The 16,526-nt window shown below is 54.7% G+C and carries 17 protein-coding genes, 1 tRNA gene and 1 pseudogene; 8 read left to right on the forward strand and 11 right to left on the reverse strand.

Annotated features, from left to right (window positions below):
• Window position 1: 1 nt before the first annotated feature.
• Window positions 2–802 carry a MipA/OmpV family protein gene (locus N8E88_RS05955; protein WP_262291578.1) on the reverse strand — a complete coding sequence of 267 codons (801 nt, stop codon included), beginning with the start codon at window positions 800–802 and terminating at the stop codon, window positions 2–4.
• A 734-nt stretch (window positions 803–1,536) separates the two neighbouring features.
• On the opposite strand from N8E88_RS05955, the gene N8E88_RS05960 reads away from it, so the two are divergent.
• Window positions 1,537–1,677, forward strand: coding sequence for a hypothetical protein (locus tag N8E88_RS05960; RefSeq protein ID WP_262291097.1), 141 nt, complete (start codon window positions 1,537–1,539; stop codon window positions 1,675–1,677).
• An 837-nt stretch (window positions 1,678–2,514) separates the two neighbouring features.
• On the opposite strand, the gene N8E88_RS05965 is transcribed toward N8E88_RS05960, so the two are convergent.
• Both N8E88_RS05965 and N8E88_RS05970 read right to left on the reverse strand, forming a co-directional pair.
• Complete coding sequence (locus tag N8E88_RS05965) at window positions 2,515–3,504, reverse strand: IS5 family transposase (RefSeq protein ID WP_262291098.1); 990 nt, start codon at window positions 3,502–3,504, stop codon at window positions 2,515–2,517.
• 35 nt (window positions 3,505–3,539) lie between these two features.
• Window positions 3,540–3,842, reverse strand: coding sequence for a hypothetical protein (locus tag N8E88_RS05970; RefSeq protein ID WP_262291099.1), 303 nt, complete (start codon window positions 3,840–3,842; stop codon window positions 3,540–3,542).
• Window positions 3,843–4,102: 260 nt separating this feature from the next.
• On the opposite strand from N8E88_RS05970, the gene N8E88_RS05975 reads away from it, so the two are divergent.
• From N8E88_RS05975 to N8E88_RS05990, 4 genes are all read left to right on the forward strand, one after another.
• The gene (locus N8E88_RS05975) at window positions 4,103–4,486 is read left to right on the forward strand and encodes a nuclear transport factor 2 family protein (protein ID WP_262291100.1); all 384 of its coding nucleotides are present in this window, start codon (window positions 4,103–4,105) and stop codon (window positions 4,484–4,486) included.
• Window positions 4,487–4,504: 18 nt separating this feature from the next.
• Window positions 4,505–4,819, forward strand: coding sequence for an aminoglycoside phosphotransferase/kinase family protein (locus N8E88_RS05980; protein WP_262291101.1), 315 nt, complete (start codon window positions 4,505–4,507; stop codon window positions 4,817–4,819).
• Window positions 4,820–5,020: 201 nt separating this feature from the next.
• Window positions 5,021–5,503: a phosphotransferase enzyme family protein gene (locus N8E88_RS05985; protein WP_262291102.1), complete on the forward strand. Its 483-nt coding sequence runs from the start codon at window positions 5,021–5,023 to the stop codon at window positions 5,501–5,503.
• A 113-nt stretch (window positions 5,504–5,616) separates the two neighbouring features.
• Window positions 5,617–6,105: a hypothetical protein gene (locus tag N8E88_RS05990; protein WP_262291103.1), complete on the forward strand. Its 489-nt coding sequence runs from the start codon at window positions 5,617–5,619 to the stop codon at window positions 6,103–6,105.
• 26 nt (window positions 6,106–6,131) lie between these two features.
• Here the strand turns inward: N8E88_RS05990 and N8E88_RS05995 are convergent, their stop codons facing one another.
• Window positions 6,132–6,488 (reverse strand): hypothetical protein, encoded by a 357-nt coding sequence (locus N8E88_RS05995; protein WP_262291104.1) that lies wholly within the window; start codon window positions 6,486–6,488, stop codon window positions 6,132–6,134.
• 1,342 nt (window positions 6,489–7,830) lie between these two features.
• Between N8E88_RS05995 and N8E88_RS06000 the strand changes: the two genes are divergently transcribed.
• A tRNA-Ser gene (locus N8E88_RS06000) sits at window positions 7,831–7,903 on the forward strand.
• A gap of 668 nt (window positions 7,904–8,571) precedes the next feature.
• On the opposite strand, the gene N8E88_RS06005 is transcribed toward N8E88_RS06000, so the two are convergent.
• The 3 genes from N8E88_RS06005 to N8E88_RS06015 all read right to left on the reverse strand — a co-directional run bounded on the left by N8E88_RS06005 (window position 8,572) and on the right by N8E88_RS06015 (window position 10,843).
• Window positions 8,572–8,778: a hypothetical protein gene (locus N8E88_RS06005; RefSeq protein ID WP_262291105.1), complete on the reverse strand. Its 207-nt coding sequence runs from the start codon at window positions 8,776–8,778 to the stop codon at window positions 8,572–8,574.
• A gap of 548 nt (window positions 8,779–9,326) precedes the next feature.
• A complete protein-coding gene (locus tag N8E88_RS06010) occupies window positions 9,327–9,515 on the reverse strand; it encodes a DUF3606 domain-containing protein (protein ID WP_262291106.1) in 189 nt (62 codons plus the stop codon).
• Between the two features lie 962 nt (window positions 9,516–10,477).
• A complete protein-coding gene (locus N8E88_RS06015; RefSeq protein WP_262291107.1) occupies window positions 10,478–10,843 on the reverse strand; it encodes a hypothetical protein in 366 nt (121 codons plus the stop codon).
• A 570-nt stretch (window positions 10,844–11,413) separates the two neighbouring features.
• On the opposite strand from N8E88_RS06015, the gene N8E88_RS06020 reads away from it, so the two are divergent.
• On the forward strand, window positions 11,414–11,968 hold the full coding sequence (locus tag N8E88_RS06020; protein WP_262291588.1) for a recombinase family protein: 555 nt from the start codon (window positions 11,414–11,416) through the stop codon (window positions 11,966–11,968).
• Window positions 11,969–12,078: 110 nt separating this feature from the next.
• Entirely contained in the window at window positions 12,079–13,179 is a 1,101-nt protein-coding gene (locus tag N8E88_RS06025; RefSeq protein WP_262291108.1) for a serine hydrolase domain-containing protein, read from the forward strand.
• Between the two features lie 369 nt (window positions 13,180–13,548).
• On the opposite strand, the gene N8E88_RS06030 is transcribed toward N8E88_RS06025, so the two are convergent.
• From N8E88_RS06030 to N8E88_RS06045, 4 genes and pseudogenes are all read right to left on the reverse strand, one after another.
• Window positions 13,549–14,040, reverse strand: a complete 492-nt coding sequence (locus tag N8E88_RS06030; protein ID WP_262291109.1) for a MarR family winged helix-turn-helix transcriptional regulator — start codon at window positions 14,038–14,040, stop codon at window positions 13,549–13,551.
• A 55-nt stretch (window positions 14,041–14,095) separates the two neighbouring features.
• Window positions 14,096–14,698 (reverse strand): cysteine hydrolase family protein, encoded by a 603-nt coding sequence (locus N8E88_RS06035; protein ID WP_262291110.1) that lies wholly within the window; start codon window positions 14,696–14,698, stop codon window positions 14,096–14,098.
• Between the two features lie 4 nt (window positions 14,699–14,702).
• Window positions 14,703–15,753 (reverse strand): annotated as a pseudogene (locus N8E88_RS06040) (ABC transporter ATP-binding protein).
• Entirely contained in the window at window positions 15,740–16,519 is a 780-nt protein-coding gene (locus N8E88_RS06045; protein WP_262291111.1) for an ABC transporter permease, read from the reverse strand. The pseudogene N8E88_RS06040 and the gene N8E88_RS06045 overlap by 14 nt, the downstream one beginning before the upstream one ends.
• Window positions 16,520–16,526: the final 7 nt, after the last annotated feature.

A 16,526-nucleotide genomic window follows, 5' to 3' on the forward strand; every position in this document is an offset into this window, starting at 1 on the left:
ATCAAAATCCGATGTGGAAGGACCGGCTCAGCACAATGCCGATTGTATTCTGGTTCGGCGATCCAATCTCGGTCACGATCGGGCTGTCGGCAGCATCCCCGACCAGCCTGTCAAATTTGTTATAGACCAGCACGCTCGTTTTGGCATTGATCTGATAGGTAGCGCCAACGACGAAGCCGACTGATTTGAAGCCGGCATCCGGTGAGAATGCGCTCAGCCTGCCGTTGTCGAATGCTTCGGCAGCACTTACGCCGAAACTGTTTTCCATATATGTCGAATCGGCGAACGAGGCCCGGGGACCTGCCGAGAACACGAGATTCTCGCCAAAAGGCTGGAACCAATCAACCGCAAAGTCCGCGACAAAACCGTCATCGCTCTGAACGCCCTGGCGGGCTTCGGCTCGTACCCTCAGCCGGTTGTCGATCAGCCAGTATTGGGCAAAAGCGCCGACATCGACACTCCAGTTGATATCGTGCACGCCAGGTACGTCAGACTTCGAACGGTTGCCTCTGATATTGGCAGCAGGTCCGAGCTCAAGCCCGCCGAGCTCGATTAGGGAAAAATCGATACTATCGTCTGGAGCGCTCAAACCCGCTGGTTCGTTGGCCCGGCGGATATCGAAATTGGGTACAAAGGTAAAGTCATCGTCTCCCGAGCCCTCAAACGTCGGCCCGTATTCGGTTCCGGCGCCCAAGGTCACAATCCAGCCCGGACTGTTTTCGCCGGATGGGGCCGCTGGCTTGTCCGCAGCGATGGACGCCGTGGCGGACGAGATGGTCACCATCACGGCGACCAATTGCATCGCTCGGCATCTCACGCTCACTCGATCAACGAACAGTGCCATCTAGTCCCACCCATCACGCTGCAGTCTGCTAATTTGGATCGCCAAGATAATAGTCTCTTCTACAGGAATCATGAAAGCCCGGCCAGCGTTCTAATACCTCAAAGATACGGTCCATGGTATAGAAGATCAGGGATTTAAATATTGACGATTATGTCAAGTTTAATAACTCGTGTCTGTTCACGCGTTGCAGATGGATTCATGACGGGCTTTCCAAATTCGACTCTGGCACTGAGCGGCAACACAACGGCTCACGATATTACGTCTGATCGGAATGGGAATATCTATCGGGTCTTCGTCTATCGCCCAGACGGCGAAGCGCTGAGCAAGGTTGGCCGGTGCGTTATATGACCGATGTCAAGGTTCCGTCGCAAATTTCCCATATGACTGAAGTGAACAGAGCGGTAACGGATTGTTATGTTGGACGATTACGGTCGGGCTAATCGTATTTTAGCGTCGCAGGGGGCTGCGATGCCTTTGGTGACATCAGCGTCCGCAATCGCAACAATTCAAATATCTATCTGCTGTCCTGTGCCCGCGCCGCGTAATATCATTTTGCAGCCAGACCCCGCAGTTCACAGCATCTAGCGGAATGGAACCTGGTCGCGTCAATACTGATGGTAGGATCGCGAAATATTGAATATTTAGGCTTCAAGAAGATGCTATAATATGAACTCCTTTTAATGGAGGCACTTATGCTGAACTTTGGTAAAGGTCCTCATCACAACCACATGCCGCACTTGGATCAGGCGGAGTTCATCCTACTAGTCTTTTTGGTTGCTTCAGTTGCTCTTGCGATGGGCTCCGACTGGCTTTCCGGCGCGCTAATGAGCTGATTTAAAACTTCGCCGGACTGGCCATCTCTTCCACCAAAGCATCGACCGCCCGCTGAACCTTCGGCCTGAGCCGGAAGACTTGCCTGAACTGGCTCCGGCGCCACGATTATCCAATTTCCAGAAAGGCTCCTACATCGGCGGCCCGTTCCACAGCGATGCCGGATGGCGGCGGATACGGGACGACGATCCTGGAGCCTCGGCCGATGTCGTCGCCCGTTTTGCGGTTGAGAGATGATTCCGTTGCGTTTGCGCCGCGTTCGGCCAATGACGGCCTGACGCAGAAAAAGGACCGCTGCAGGGGGGAGGAGAGCAGCGGTCCTGATTGTAAATACGCCGCGGGAGGAGGTGCAGCGCATTTGATGTTGGGGCTTCCGGGAGGAGAGAACCCGACATTCCCTAAGATAGCACCGCTTAAATTCGTGGCAACAACGACCCTGCATATTTGGTGTGCAAATTGTCGCATTGCGCAATAGCTGTGGGTCAATCGCTCCATTCCACCTTTTTTCGCACCTGCGGCCCATTTCAGAAAACAAGGGCTTGGGGCTCTGCCCCTTGGCACGCTCCGCGCTCCGCTGTTCCGCACGAGCTCGGGGCAAGAGCAGACCACTTCGCGGGAAGGAGAGGATACCCCATGGAACGATCATCATCGTCCCCTCAACGAACTGAGCGTATCGGTATTGAACGGGCGCCAATGGCATGGACCCCGCCCTCGCGGTGACGTGGTATCCTGAACGTCAATTGTAATGACAGAGATGAAGGAGGTGTCATAAAGTTGTTCGGATTGGCGCTGGTGCACGGATCTGGACTTGAACGGATGGCGATCTTTGAAACGGCTGATTATGCCGTGGCTGTCCTACGGCGGACGGATTTCGGGCGTGCGCAGTCAAGCATGCGGTTGAGAACGGCGCAGCCGATAGCGACTTCGGTCTGCTGACCAGACAGCGATCGGGCTCGCAGACGCCGGCCAATGATGGACTTGTATCGCCCTATGGCGGTCTCGATCAACGAGCGTTTGCCGTAGCCGTTGGAGACCTGCCATTTCATCCGGCCGGCTCTGCTGATTGCGGCGATATGCTGGTCCCTTTGGCCGGGAGGTCTATCGTCGATTGCTTCAACTGCGTTGGTACGCGGCGGAATGACGATGGCAGCAGCCGCGCTATGATCGATGACTGCGTCGTAGATTGGCTTTCCATCATAGGCACCGTCGGCAGTAAACTGTCCGATCGGATCGCCAATCTGGTCGAGTAGTGGCTCGACTTGAGAGACATCGCCAGTGCCCTGATCCGTCAGGGTATGTGCAATGATCTCGCCGCTATCGGCATCCAGTGCCATATGCAGCTTTCGCCAACCACGGCGGGATCTGACGCCATGCTTCTCCTCCAGCCACCGCCCCGCGCCGTAAACCTGCAGGCCAGTACTGTCCACCAGAACATGCAACGGTCCGTCCGTTGAAATCTGACGATCTGGCCGTTTTCTGGGCGATTGCCATGTTCGTGCCCGACGGCTCAGGGTGGTATGATCGGGGACAGCGAGCCCCAGCCCCATCAATTGCAGCACAGATGCCAACAAACCCTCTGCATGTCGCAGCCGTAGGCCAAACACGAAGCCCAGCGTCAAGGCGGTCTCAATTGCCAGATCGGAATAGCGGTGCTGGCCGCCCCGGGTCTTGCGTCGTGGCGCTTGCCACCCGGACAGAGCATCTGGTGTCAGCCACAAAGTCAAGCTGCCGCGTCGACGGAGTCCCGCTTCATACTCCGGCCAATTCGTCACCCCGAAGGTCATCTTCTCAATATGATGACGGCGGGCGCTATGGTGTTTGAAAGGCATGACTACACGACTAAGGCTATTGCGGTTGCCTCTGCCTAACTCAAACCGCTGAACGATCCGTGCACCAACGCCTTCGGTTTGCGCTTAACGCCCTGCTTCTCGGTATCCAGCACCAGCGGCTCGACACATCCAGACGGCGTCGGCGGCAGAGGACGCTGCTCGACAGGCTTTCCGAACTCCTTCCGGATCCAATGTCCGGACGACGGAGTTGGGATATCGGCGTGGCGCAGCAACGTGCTGAGTATTCCTGTGGTAGTCCCGAGCTCGGCAACCAAGTGCGACATCGGCTTCGACCAGACGCGGTCATAGAGCTCTTGGCGGGTGAAGCGGTGTTCCATGGCAATTCAACAAAGCAGTGATTGTGGGTTGTCGACGAAAGGATGTGAGCAATATCAGATAGAATGTAATAAGAACATGCATTGGCCTTACGCAGGACCGTTCTGTGCCTCGAAAACCGCATAAGTTACGTCATTCCTGATTGCGGGCAGCCGCAGGGTTTGAACCAGATTTGTTTGGCGTGATAAACACTCTGCGGTTAGGGTCGATCGGATGGAAGTTACGCCAACGGCAGGGATGTATCATCAGTGAGTGACGCACGTTGGGACGGGGATATTTCGGTATTTCGGAGCTGGAGGAACAGCTTCTGGATTCCAGCATCCGTCGTTCTCCCAAAATTGTGGCCAATTTGCTCGCAGATGAATTTATCGAATTTGGCAGTTCTGGTGCCGTTTATAACAAACGAACGGTGATTGACGCTCTTGCAAAAGAACATCTCGACGAAAATCAGCCCTTGCGTTCGGCCCATGATTTTTGGGTGCAGAAGCTGTCTGATAGTGTCGTACATGTCACTTATCGTACGGTCAGGAAATTCCCCGAGACGGGTTCTGAACACAGCTCCTTACGCAGTTCCATCTGGAAATTTATCGACGGGCGCTGGCAAATGCTGTTTCATCAAGGTACGCCGACTCAAAGCACGAGGTAGATTGAAGTCAGGAAACGCATGGCCGACATCTCTATCAACGCAGCCAAAATTCAATACTCGACACCACACGTGGAAACGATAAAGGCGCTCCTTCAAGACCGCTACGACCTGTCAGCACCACTCGACGTTACTTTTTTGCGCCGAGGCTTCAACGACTCTTTCGAAGTCCGTTCAGGCAAGGAAAAATTGGCTGTCCTGCGATTGTCCGGCTCGCGGGCACGGGGGCAGGAACACGTGGAGACGGAGACCCGTTTGCTCGCCTTTTTGGAAGGAGCGGGTGTCCCGGTAGCAGCCAATACAGACGCGGGACGGAAGGTTGTTTTCCCGGCTTGAATTACTACAGGGCGAGCGATCCGCTGTTTTGTTTCGGTATGCCGAAGGCGAAGAGCCAGGTTATTACTCGGCAGCAGACGCGAAGGCACAAGGCGTGACGATGGCGCGTATCCATGATGCCGCTGACGGTTTTCCCCGATGGAATTCCGGAGCGAACCGCCTTGACCTTGATCATCTGCTCCACTGTCCTCTTGCCACGTATTGGCTTTAGGACTTCTCGACATTGACGCTGCCAAATCTCTCACCGATCTGGCGTCAAGGCTCTCATCTTCTGTGACTGCCATTGACGCCCTGACATGGGTAAGCTGCCATGGCGATTGTCATGGGGGCAATGCCAGGATTGCAAAGGATGGCCCGTTGAAAGGCCAGGCGATATTCTTCGATTTCGATGATGGCGGCCCCGGATATCTCGCCTATGATCTCGCCGTCTTTCTGTGGTCTTTAACTCTTCACGGGAGTGGCTTTGCACTTTGGCACGCCTTCATCGAAGGGTATCGGAGCGTGCGGTCGATAAACCCGATAGATTTTGAGGCGACACACCTGTTTGTGCCGATAAGGCATTTCTGGCTCATGGGAAATTATGCCAACAAGACGAGTGAATGGGGTTCCGAACTTGTTACAACCAGGCAGTTGGAATACATGCTGAAATGGGAGCGGGAAAAACTGGTGCCCAGCTTTCTCTAAATTTCCAGGCTGAACACGTTGAATTCCTACAGTTGATGAGGCGCTGATGCGAATGTCCGTTTGCCCACTCGGGTGTTTGACCCACGCGCCGCAACGAAGCTATCGTTAAGTCCATGTATGTTTTAAAGCACGGCATCAAGAAAAATCCAGAAAAACGATGGATGCTGCCAGATCGCATCTTCTTCGGTTACGGCGCATGTCACATCCTTGCGGGTGCCTTCCTTGAGCGCCCCCCTCTTCAAGGATTTTATGGGGAGCGGATTATTCCAGACGAAGGTTTCTGGGGGAACCACATCTACGTGACGGATGGCGTCATCGCTTTCGATCATCACGGCTACTCTGCTCGTGAACGTCTTTTGGGACATCACAGGAAAGGATGGTCGAAGCAGAGCGCGGGTTGGGACTGCACAATCGAGAAAGTTGACTTTGATCTGCTCGATACAGCCGAGTTAAACCAGCGAAAGATGTTGGGTCCGGATCAATATTTGCAGGACCCCATCTCTCGCGCTCACCGGTTTATCAAGCGCATAGACCATGCCGAAGATGCGAAGAGGGCTCTCAGAACTACCTTGATCCAAGCCCCAATTTGCGTATCAATCTAACAGAATTTAACAGTTGCCGGAGACTTTTAGAGGTTCATCTCGCCGCGGATGCGTGCGCATGTTTCGGATTTCTGAAGCGCGTATTCGTCGGGGCTGTTGACCTTAAGCTTAGAAATACCGTCGACGGCATTTTGCTGGTTATTCCAGCCGAGGATCCAGTCTCCTTCAAAGTTTTCGTCCGCGGCAAAGGCATGTCGCGCCCGCTCCTTGTAGGCATCAATTTGTTTCGGGTCGAGTTGGCAAATATCGGCAGCGATGCGCGCCGTACCGCCTGCCATCTGCGCCCCCAGTACCGCCGTCTGCCTTGACTGATCGGATTGTGCGTGAGCTGAGATCGTCGAGATGCAAAGCATGCCAAGAGTGAGAAGCCTGGCGAATGTCATACGTGCCGTTCCCTTCAAGTCATCGTGACATAGCGCATGTCGGAGGCCGTGTCGATTTAGGCGGCGCTATCGTTGCGATTACCCAAGGCGAACAGCGTTTTTCGGTCGCTCGGTCAGAATGGTGCGCCGTAGCATGCATGATTGTCCCTATTGAGTATCGCCTGTTCTGGACAACACTCGCACGATGAGCCTAACATACTTGATCGTCAGTACATACGAAGCCGTGTGCCTGGGCAAAAAGACGATGTCACCTGCTGGTAGGAAGGCATTGTAGACCTTCGGGCACCAATCAAAGTTGGCCAAAATCCCCTATTATCGGCATTTTCAAAGGAAGGGTTTCCCGCGCAGTTCCTGATTGAACAGGACTTGCAAATGCCCGTATAGCTTCGAGGATCGCAGCAATGAGCTACAGAGGCCGCTGCCGCCTTACACATACGTGTTCACTGTTAAGGCACTCGACGCCAGCGGCAAAAACGCTTGCGACCGCTAAGGCGAAGAAGAAGTTTCCCGAATAATCCGGACCCTTAACTGGTGTTCAGGCAAAAAAGAGCCGGACTGAAAAGCCCGGCTTTAATTGTGAAGGTTGAAAACCTCCAGAGGGGAACAGCCGAAGCAGAAAAATTGGAGGAGAACCGCTCCGGCTGTTTTTTGAACTAGGCTCGACGCGGGCCAAACTCAATGCGAGTTATTGCATAGCAGCTATGCAGCGTGATGAATTGGCGGGCATATTCGAAGCATTCAGCCCGGAAGTATGAGATACACGGCTGCAAGTAGCACAACCATAATCACTGCAAACGCTGCGATTTGAAGGAACCAGGCCCTATTATTGCTCAAATCTTACTTTCACTCACTCGACGGCAACGACGTATTAGTCGATGTTCCTAATAAACGGCAGACCCTCACCACCCTGGACATCACGCTTGGCTTCGCTCAGAAGAGCCTCTCTCTCGCGACGAGACATTGCTTGAATCTGTTCCAAATGTCTGAGATACGAAAGCGGCCACAACTCGGGCAGTCAAACTCATGATAGCCTCCCGTTTGGGGCAGCGCCTCAGCCGGCTCATCTGAGATTGGGCAAGTATTGGTCTTCTCCATTAATCCTCCACGTTAATTGGAAGACTATACGGAAGACTCCCATGCCAAGGCCATCTAATTGCATTTATTTTGACAACGTGTGCCCCGCCGCAGCACCGAGCGCGATGCCGACAGCGATACCAATCCACACGCTGTCGAACAACATATTTCCGAGCATTGCGCCAATTCCAATACCTAGTCCAATTCCCATCGCCATAGCCGAGTTTGGCTCGGCGCTGTGACAATAATTGGGCGGTATGCAAAGCGTACTGAGGTGGCGCATCGGTCAGCGCGACCCATAGATAAAGGATAGGTAGATGGTTCGACTCCATCCCCCAGTTGCTCATGACCCACCATCGCAGTGAAGAGGCAGCCAAGTACCGGAGATGGTACAGCACTGCGCTGGAAGCGCATAGCGCCGACATCAAAGCCGCAATTGGCGCAGGCGGATAGTAGGCTGACCAAGGATTGCGAACCTCCCGTTACAATACCCAAGGGCGGAAACGTTGAGAAACTATGGATCCAAGACCGCATTGCGCTGGTTGAGTGCGGCTTGGGCAAGAAGGCGCTAGTAGGATTTTATAAGGACCGCGATGCACGGCTGACGGGAATCAAGAAATGACCGGGATTGAATTGATGACCGTGATCGCTTCTTTCTCATGCTGATGGGGACCATTGCCGGCGTATGGCGCCGCGTGGAAAACAAAGTGGATAAGGCCAAGAAGGAAGCTATGGATATCGCAGATTCAGCAGTGATTAAGGCTGACTTGTTGTCAGCGCAACTTCAGGACCATCGCCTTCACGTTGCACAGGAATACATATCTCGGTCTGGCCAGCGTGAAATGATGGATGGCGTTATGGAGGCTATTGCCGCAGTCGTGCGATTCCGTCGATGGTCTCTCGGGACGCGTCGCGCATCCTGGAGAACCAAGCTAAAGCTAGTGCGAGGACGCGGGCGTAAAAGGGAATTACAAGCGTGTACGCGCTGTAACTTCTTCTCGGATTCGGCTTATGATCCGTCAATGGTTCCAGCGATTGGCACCGATTGCCTTTCGGCCTCCGCCACAACCATTTCAAATATTTCTTTTGGCAGAACGCCACTGAAGCGAGGTGCGTAAACGTTCGTCACAGCCAGCGGATCTATCCTGCGAACGCCCTTCGGTAGCGCCTTCATGTCTTCGCGAATCTGCCACTCGAGCTCTTCAATCTCTGTCATGCTCTTCTCCCGTGGTGGGATGCTGATCGACGCGTGCCTGCATCCATGGCAAGGGCCAAAAAAGTGGCTCGGCGGGTGCCGATATCCTAGAGGGATAAATCCCGCCGAGCCCTGTTGCCGCTTCTAGTCGAACAACATCGGTGAGTGTAGACGGACTTCCAACTCAGTCAAATCGCATCAGAAAAAAGAGGCTCGACGCAGAAAATTACGTGGTTACGTACCTCGACGCCGAGCCCGTGCCACCGGGGTATGTGGCATTCGCAGCAGACAGGACCTCACCTTCTTCAACCGGCCAATCTGTCAGGATTTGTTCTGCGGCCTGAAGGGCCGATGTGACCACTTGCATCCTGCCGGGGTGGCTGATCATGATCCGGTTCACCTGCCGGGTGTGCAAGAAGCTGGAGACAGTTACCTCTCAGCTTGTTTGCGATCACGTCGAACAGCACCAGGGTGACGAGGTAACGTTCTGGTCTGGCCCATTCCAAACACTGTGCAGGCCTTGCCATGATAGCCTAAAGCAGAGACCGGAGAAGCGCTTGGTTCTGATTTTACTTCTTCTTCAACCCACTTGCCGCCTTGTTAGCCGCATCTCTATCACTGCCATACCTTTCAATGATCTTGAGGGCCTGTCCCTTCGTTAGGCCATGCTTGGTCTTGAAGTAATACAGTTCATAGGGCTGGTTTGCCGCAACCCTGTTTCGGTCTCGTTCGCCTCGTGTGATCTTATCGTCAGCCAATTATACCTCCCATGATGGCATGAGGAGCAAGTGAACACTGGAAATTATCCGATGGCAAGGACGCGGGGTGAGTGAAAGTTTCCATCCCCTTGGCCCGCTAAACCCGCCGGGGAAGGGCTAATCAAGGCCCGATGGGGGGACGTCTCTATATGTAGGTGACGCCGCCTTATTCATTGTGAAATCGTAGACAAAAATACCATTGAAAGCGCCATGACAAACAAAAGGGCGATCAACCTTATAATGGCAATTGTCCGGACCCTTTTCCTCTGACGAGCTCTACGCCCATTCCGGTCATACCTCAAGCCAACCAAAGCCTGTAGTGACTAAACAGCTTCGCCTGCGTCTGTCAGTGGTCATTCGGCAACCGTCCACCAATAATGAAATCCATTCTTACTGTCGTTTCATGCAGGTTCATCCCACAGGATGTCCCCAAGTCGTTTGAACTCCGTGCTTAAACCAGAGCATCGTCGGAAGACTGCCGTGTTTATGGAAATGAGGCTCGACGGTGCCGATACCTAGGGGAGGTATTTCCGTCGAGCCTCCGTCCGGTGGGCACCAGACTTGGGCATTTAAATCCAAATCTGGGAAAATGGGCAAGGACTTTGCGTCCGGTCGAACCGAATTCTTGCTGATATTTGTAAACGCGCGCGTCCTTCGGGATGGGAACCGTTTTTTGCGTTTAAACCCTGCTCCGAGCTCGGGCACACTAACGTAGAAAAGCAAATTCAGCCAATCGTTTGCTTGGCCCAAAAATCAATCGAGTCCGGATAGTGCCGATTTCTCGAACTGTCAGTCATCGCCATTTTGGGACCGCCGCGGTATCGGCCGGGCAGTGGTGTGCTCGTCTCGTAATCCAGATAATATGCATGTTGCCCCACGTCATCCTGGCCAACGCTTTCTTGCCCTCGGCTACGGAGACTGACCTGCCTTTTGTGTTGCGGGTGGATTGCCCGAAGCCGCGGTCAATACCATCTGTGTCGCGTCTTTTCGGTCAGGGCTCGTCCAACCAGCACGCCGAAGAGGAATCCGAGGACGCCGACGACGCCAAGAACCGACGTTGTCGTCCCGGGGTTGTCGCGCGCCACCTCGGAAACGGTGTGCGACCGCGCGCGCAGGCCTCGTGTCGGCCTTGACACCATCGTCACCGCTTGGTCGGAGAGGTCAGAGGATTTCTGGCGCGGGTGGCCGACAGCCTTGGCCCCCTGATTTCGGATGGGTTTTTCACTTTTTCTGATCGTTTTCCGGGGAGATGCGATTGGATTTTCCGGCTTTTTTCGAAGGTCCTCGGTAGCTGCAAGTTCAGGCTTGGAAGGAGGAATTTCGACCATTGGATTTGTCCTTGATGCATGACTGTTAAGCAACGATCCGGAGGCAGGTTGGTTCCGAAGGAAGCCGCAAGCGTCGGGGATCGTTGGCGAGCGCGGCACCGCGCCTTACCGAATACTGCCGGTCGATTCCATCACTGCCACGACTTCGTCATCCCGGTGCCGACGTCAACTCGGCTGAAGCGTAAAGTGACGGACATTTCGCCAGCAGCATGGTCTCTCACAGCGAGGGCGCTTCTTTGTTCGACTTCTTGGAACGGTTCTTTGTAAAGCCCGTTAAACACCTATGACAGCGTTGGTTGTGTTAACCAGACGGGATGGCACGGCGGACAGGAGAGTTTTTCTGGTTTCCGATCCTGGCCAACGAAATGGCAGGCGAGCGCATACCCCATCCGACCGACGCTGTCACACCAATTCGAGAGGAACTGCCATGCCTAAGAAGATAGATGCCCAAGACGCCAGACAGGGCAGACAAGGATTTGCGGTTCTCTATGTTTTGTCCGCAAACTTTGCTATTTAACGGCAAATCGGACATTGTCCGCATTGAACCAGAAAACGGACAAGTCGCACCTCATGACTGCGATCGGCTATGCACGGGTCTCGACGGGAGAACAGGACACGGCGCTGCAGCTCGATGCCTTACGGAAGGCAGGCTGCGAGAAACTGTTCGAGGACAAAGCGTCAGGTGTGAAGACAGATCGCCCCGGTTTGACCGATGCTATCCGTTATGTGCGTGACGGCGATACGCTGACAGTCTGGAAGCTCGACCGTCTCGGCCGATCGATGAAGCACCTGATCGAGATCGTCACTGAGCTGGAAGCAAAAGGGGTCGGCTTCCGCTCCCTCACCGAGAACATCGACACCACGACATCGGGCGGTCGGCTGGTGTTCCACCTGTTCGGGGCGCTGGCGCAATTCGAACGTGATCTGATCCGGGAAAGGACCAGAGCAGGGCTTCAGGCCGCGGAGGAGCGTAGCCGGCACGGTGGCCGCCAGGCGGTCGTAACCCCCGAAAAGCTGGCAAAGGCTCGTCACCATCTCGCCGCCGGGCTCAATGTTCGCGAAGCTGCCGCACGGGTCAAAATTGGGAAAACTGCACTCTACCAAGCTCTCAAAGTTGAAAAATAGCGCTGTCGTCGAAGCTAAAAGCTGGTTTGCCGGATGGCGAAATTGATAGGTTGCCAATGACGATCCGAACAAATCGCAGAGAGATCCTCAAGTACATGGGAGCAACGATAATGGTCAGTACGACCCCAGCCATAGCGGACGGAAAGCATACCGATTGGCAGATTGCCGCTTCGGGTGAGACAGAATTCAAATCCGATCCCGTAACGCGTTTCGATGATCTGGCGAAAAGTGGAAAGTTATCGGGTGTGCACGGAGTTGTCGCCTTGCGCGGCGGTCGTATCGTCTTTGAACGCTATATCGACGGCAACGACATGAAGTGGGGGCAGCCGCTAGAAAATGTGAAGTTCGGGCCAGAAACTCTTCACGACATCAGATCCGTTACTAAAAGCATCGTCGGTCTGCTCTACGGTATAGCGCTTGCTAAGGGGCGAGTGCCGGCGCTTGACATGCCGATCGTCGCGCAGTTTCCCGAATATGCTGATCTTGGCCGTGATCCTGAACGCGAGCGTATCACCATTCGCCATGCGCTGACCATGACGCTGGCCATGGAATGGAACGAAGATGCCCCCTATACCGATCCTGCCAATAGCGAAATTGCCATGGAGCAAGCGCCGGATCGCTATCGCTTCATCCTGGATCGGCCGATCCTTGCCAAACCGGGAAGAGGCTGGATTTACAGCGGCGGAGCGGTTGCGCTGATTGGCAAGATCATTGAGCGAGGCACCGGGCAGAGTTTACCGGACTTCGCGAAAGAAGTGCTGTTTGATCCCCTCGGCATCGACGCCATGGAATGGATCCGAGGCCAGGATGGTGAGCCATCGGCTGCATCGGGGCTACGGCTGTCGCCTCGCTCACTGGCCCGCATCGGGCAGGTGATCTTGCAGGGCGGTGAATGGCAAGGCCGCAGTGTCATTCCAAAATCCTGGCTCGATGAAAGTTTCCAGCCAGCCGCCATCGTCGATATCGGCTGGCCGGGAATGCATTACGGTTATCTCTGGTATCTGGGCGAGGAGGCCGTAACAGACAAAACAGGAACCCATGGCGAGCGTTTCATCGCTGCGTTCGGCAATGGAGGGCAGCGGCTGTTCGTCTTCCCCGGCTTTGACTTTGTCCTTGCCATCACCACCGGCAATTACAATTCCCCGGATCAGTGGAGGGCACCCGCCGCGCTGTTGTACAACGTGTTCCTGCCAAGCCTCACTAAGACGTGAAAGCGGGCGTCTTTCCGTTCCTCTGACGGCTAAACACCATTAACATTTGGGATTGGAGTCGTCTTGCTGCTTCAGGCTGAATGCCGTCGGGCGCTTCCAGTTCTTTATTCGTTCTCAAATGTCGGACAGATCGATCACTTTCGTGTCGTGACGCCTTCATGGGAATTCTCATGAAATCAAACGTCGTTCCGCCGCCGATGCAGCGATTGTATACTTTCAGGCAACAATCAGAACCGACAAAAATCAGCTATTATCGGCATTTTCAAACGAACGATTGTCCACACGTTATGTCTTTGTACCGGCACCCATTTGAAGGCGGCGTTGCTGGTGACAAGCAGCCGCGTGCATTCGATGCAAAACCATCGCTTTTCAGCAGATCTTCTGAAGCAGCTCCATGAGCATCATGCGTTCCGCGGCAGTCAATGGGTTCAATGTTTCCTGCGACACATCAAGAGCGGCGGAGAGATTGCGATCGATTGTTTCTTTCCCTGCCTCGGTAAGGGTCAATACCAGCCGGCGGGCATCTGACGGATCCGGCGCGGTATTAACCAGTCCGCGTTTGACGAGCCGATCGACCACACCCTTGATTGTCGCCATGTCCATCGCCGTCTCACGGCCGAGCTTACCTTGCGAACAGGGCTGCAGATCCTTCAGTTTCACCAAGGCAGCCCATTGCGTGGTCGTGAGCTTTTCCGCAATCAGCTCAGAGAAGATCGCAACGTGACGCTGGTTGGCCTGTCGGAGGTAAAAACCTATCTGCTCGCCGAGCGCGTATTGCGTTGCCTTGCCCCTGCTATCGGCAGGTCCTCTGCTGTTCCCAAAAGGCGGTGCGATTTGCTCTTCCAGCGGGCTGTTCATCATTTCTCTCGTTTGTTGGCGTCGCGCTCGTGGATTGAAATTGAAAAACGCGTAACGATTAATCTCCAGGCATCCAGGCGTCCACAATGGCCTGCGTTGTGCCAACTTCCAATTGTTCGCTGAGACGTGGAGCAAGGTGCGTCATGACTGCCTGGTGGGCCACTTCATCGGCGCTGCCGATGGCATCCGAGGCCATGATGACGCGCAATCCAAGATCTATCGCGTCGAGAACACTTGCATACACGCAGACAACTGTCTCAACGCCACTGAATACAACCGTATCAATTTTATTTTCCTCGAGTCGATCCAAAAGTCCGGACGAGCCAAATACCGAATAGGTATCCTTTTCCACCACATCGTTCTCGTGCGCAAGAGCGCTGAGCGGCTCCATGAGATCGAGCATACCGGGCGCGAGGACCTCACCAGTCATCGTCGACCAACGGTTGTAGTAGTCTCTCCAACACCCCCGAGCGTCCTCGGCGCGTGGCGGTACGGTGAATTTCGCAAAAAGTGTTCTATGGCGGAAGACTTCGCAGAGCTTGATCACGTTCGGGAGAATGGTTTTGGTCGCCGGCGTATGCCAAGCGGTATCTTCCGCAAACAGCCGTTGCATGTCGATGACGACGTGCAAGGTGTTAGTAGAAAGGCGAGGCAAGGACATCGTGTCAGTTCGCCACTGCAACCGTGTGCTCGCGTGACCAGTTGAGCGTAACAGCGTCACCCTCGCGAAGCACGTGTCCGTCTCGGTTCTGCGAGAAAAGCTTGAGCGGCAAGCCATCAGCGGTTTCCAGGATGTAGGAAAGGACGGGTCCGGCGTAGATGACTGTATTGATGCGCGCGGTAATTCGATTGTCCGTGGTTTCCCCTGTCGAGACGGACATTTTCTCCGGGCGAACCGCAAGCGTCACGTCGACACCGTTGCCGGGCAGCCTTTCGGAAGCATGGATCACGGTGCCATCGGCAAGCCTCACTGCTCCATCTTCCACTTTGCCGGTCAGAAAGTTCAGAATCCCCGAGGAACTCGGCAGCAAAACGTGTCAGTGGCTTTTCGTAGACAGTTTCCGGTTCGCCGATCTGAACAATCCGACCTCTGTCGAGAATGGCGACCTTGTCGGAAAGCGTCAGCGCCTCTTCCTGATCATGCGTGACGAAAATCGTCGTCAGACCGCTTTCGCGCTGTATGCGCAACAGTTCCACCTGCATCTCCTGACGTAGGCGCCGGTCAAGCGCAGAAAGCGGCTCGTCGAGCAACAGCACGCTCGGCTTGATGACGATCGCGCGGGCGAGTGCGACGCGCTGCTGCTGACCACCCGAGAGCTGCTTCGGCGTACGGTCGCCAAAGCCGGGAAGGCGCACCATCTCCAATGCCCGCTCGACTTCCTTTCGGGCCGCTTCGCCTTTGATGCCGCGGCGTTCGAGACCAAAGGCGACATTCTGGGCAATCGTCATATGGGGAAAAAGTGCGTAGGACTGGAACATCATGCCGATATTGCGGCCCCACACTGGCACATGCGTCACATCATTGTTGCCGATCAACACGGCGCCCTGATCAGGATTTATGAAGCCGGCGATGATGCGCAGCAGAGTGGTCTTCCCGGAGCCGGACGGACCAAGAAGGCTCGTGAAGGAGCCTTCGGTGAATTCGGTTGAAATGTCGGTCAGGACAGATACCGCGCCATAGGTTTTTGCGACGGATTTGACTTTAACGTTTGTCACTGGTGTCTCCGGGTTTGGCGAAGCGCGCAAAGATCAGGATGGCGGCCATCGAACCCAGCAAAAGCAGGGTCGAGATCGCATTGATTTCAGGAGTGAAACCTTTGCGGATTGCGGAGTAAATTTGAACCGGCAGTGTCGTATAGCCGGGCGTTGCGAGAAAATATGAAATGACGAACTGATCAAGGGACACAGCAAAGGCGAACAGTGCTGCACCGAGTATGCTGGGGTAAAGGAGTGGTAGCGTTACCGAGAAGAATGCATGGATCGGCGTGGATCCGAGGCTCATTGCGGCTTCCTCGAGGTCTGCGCGGATGGTGCGAAATCCCGTGCCGACGACAAGCACCACATAGGGAATGGCCAGCGCGACATGCCCGATCAAAAGCGCGTGCATGCCGCGGCCGATGCCACTCCAATAGAAGAAGATCAGCATTGCCGTCCCGGTGATGAGCCAAGGTATGGCGATCGGGGGCAGGAGCAGGACCTGCAGCAGGCTCTTGCCTCGGAAGGTGCGACGTGACAGAGCGACTGAAGCCATTGTTCCCAAGGTTGTGGCGACCACCGAAGTAATGACGGCAATGATAATGCTGTTCATGCCAGCGGTGAGCAGTTGCCGGTTGCCGAGAAGCGCCTCGTACCAACGGGTCGAGAAGGTGAATGGTAGCTCGTAGAGTGGGGACGCATTGAAGCCCATCGCCATCATCACGAGGATGGGCGTGTATAGGAACATCAGCACGGCAATGAGGTAGAAGTGGCCAATCTGTTTCATGGTCTCT

Source organism: Phyllobacterium zundukense, from assembly GCF_025452195.1.
Classification (GTDB): Bacteria; Pseudomonadota; Alphaproteobacteria; order Rhizobiales; family Rhizobiaceae; genus Phyllobacterium; species Phyllobacterium zundukense_A.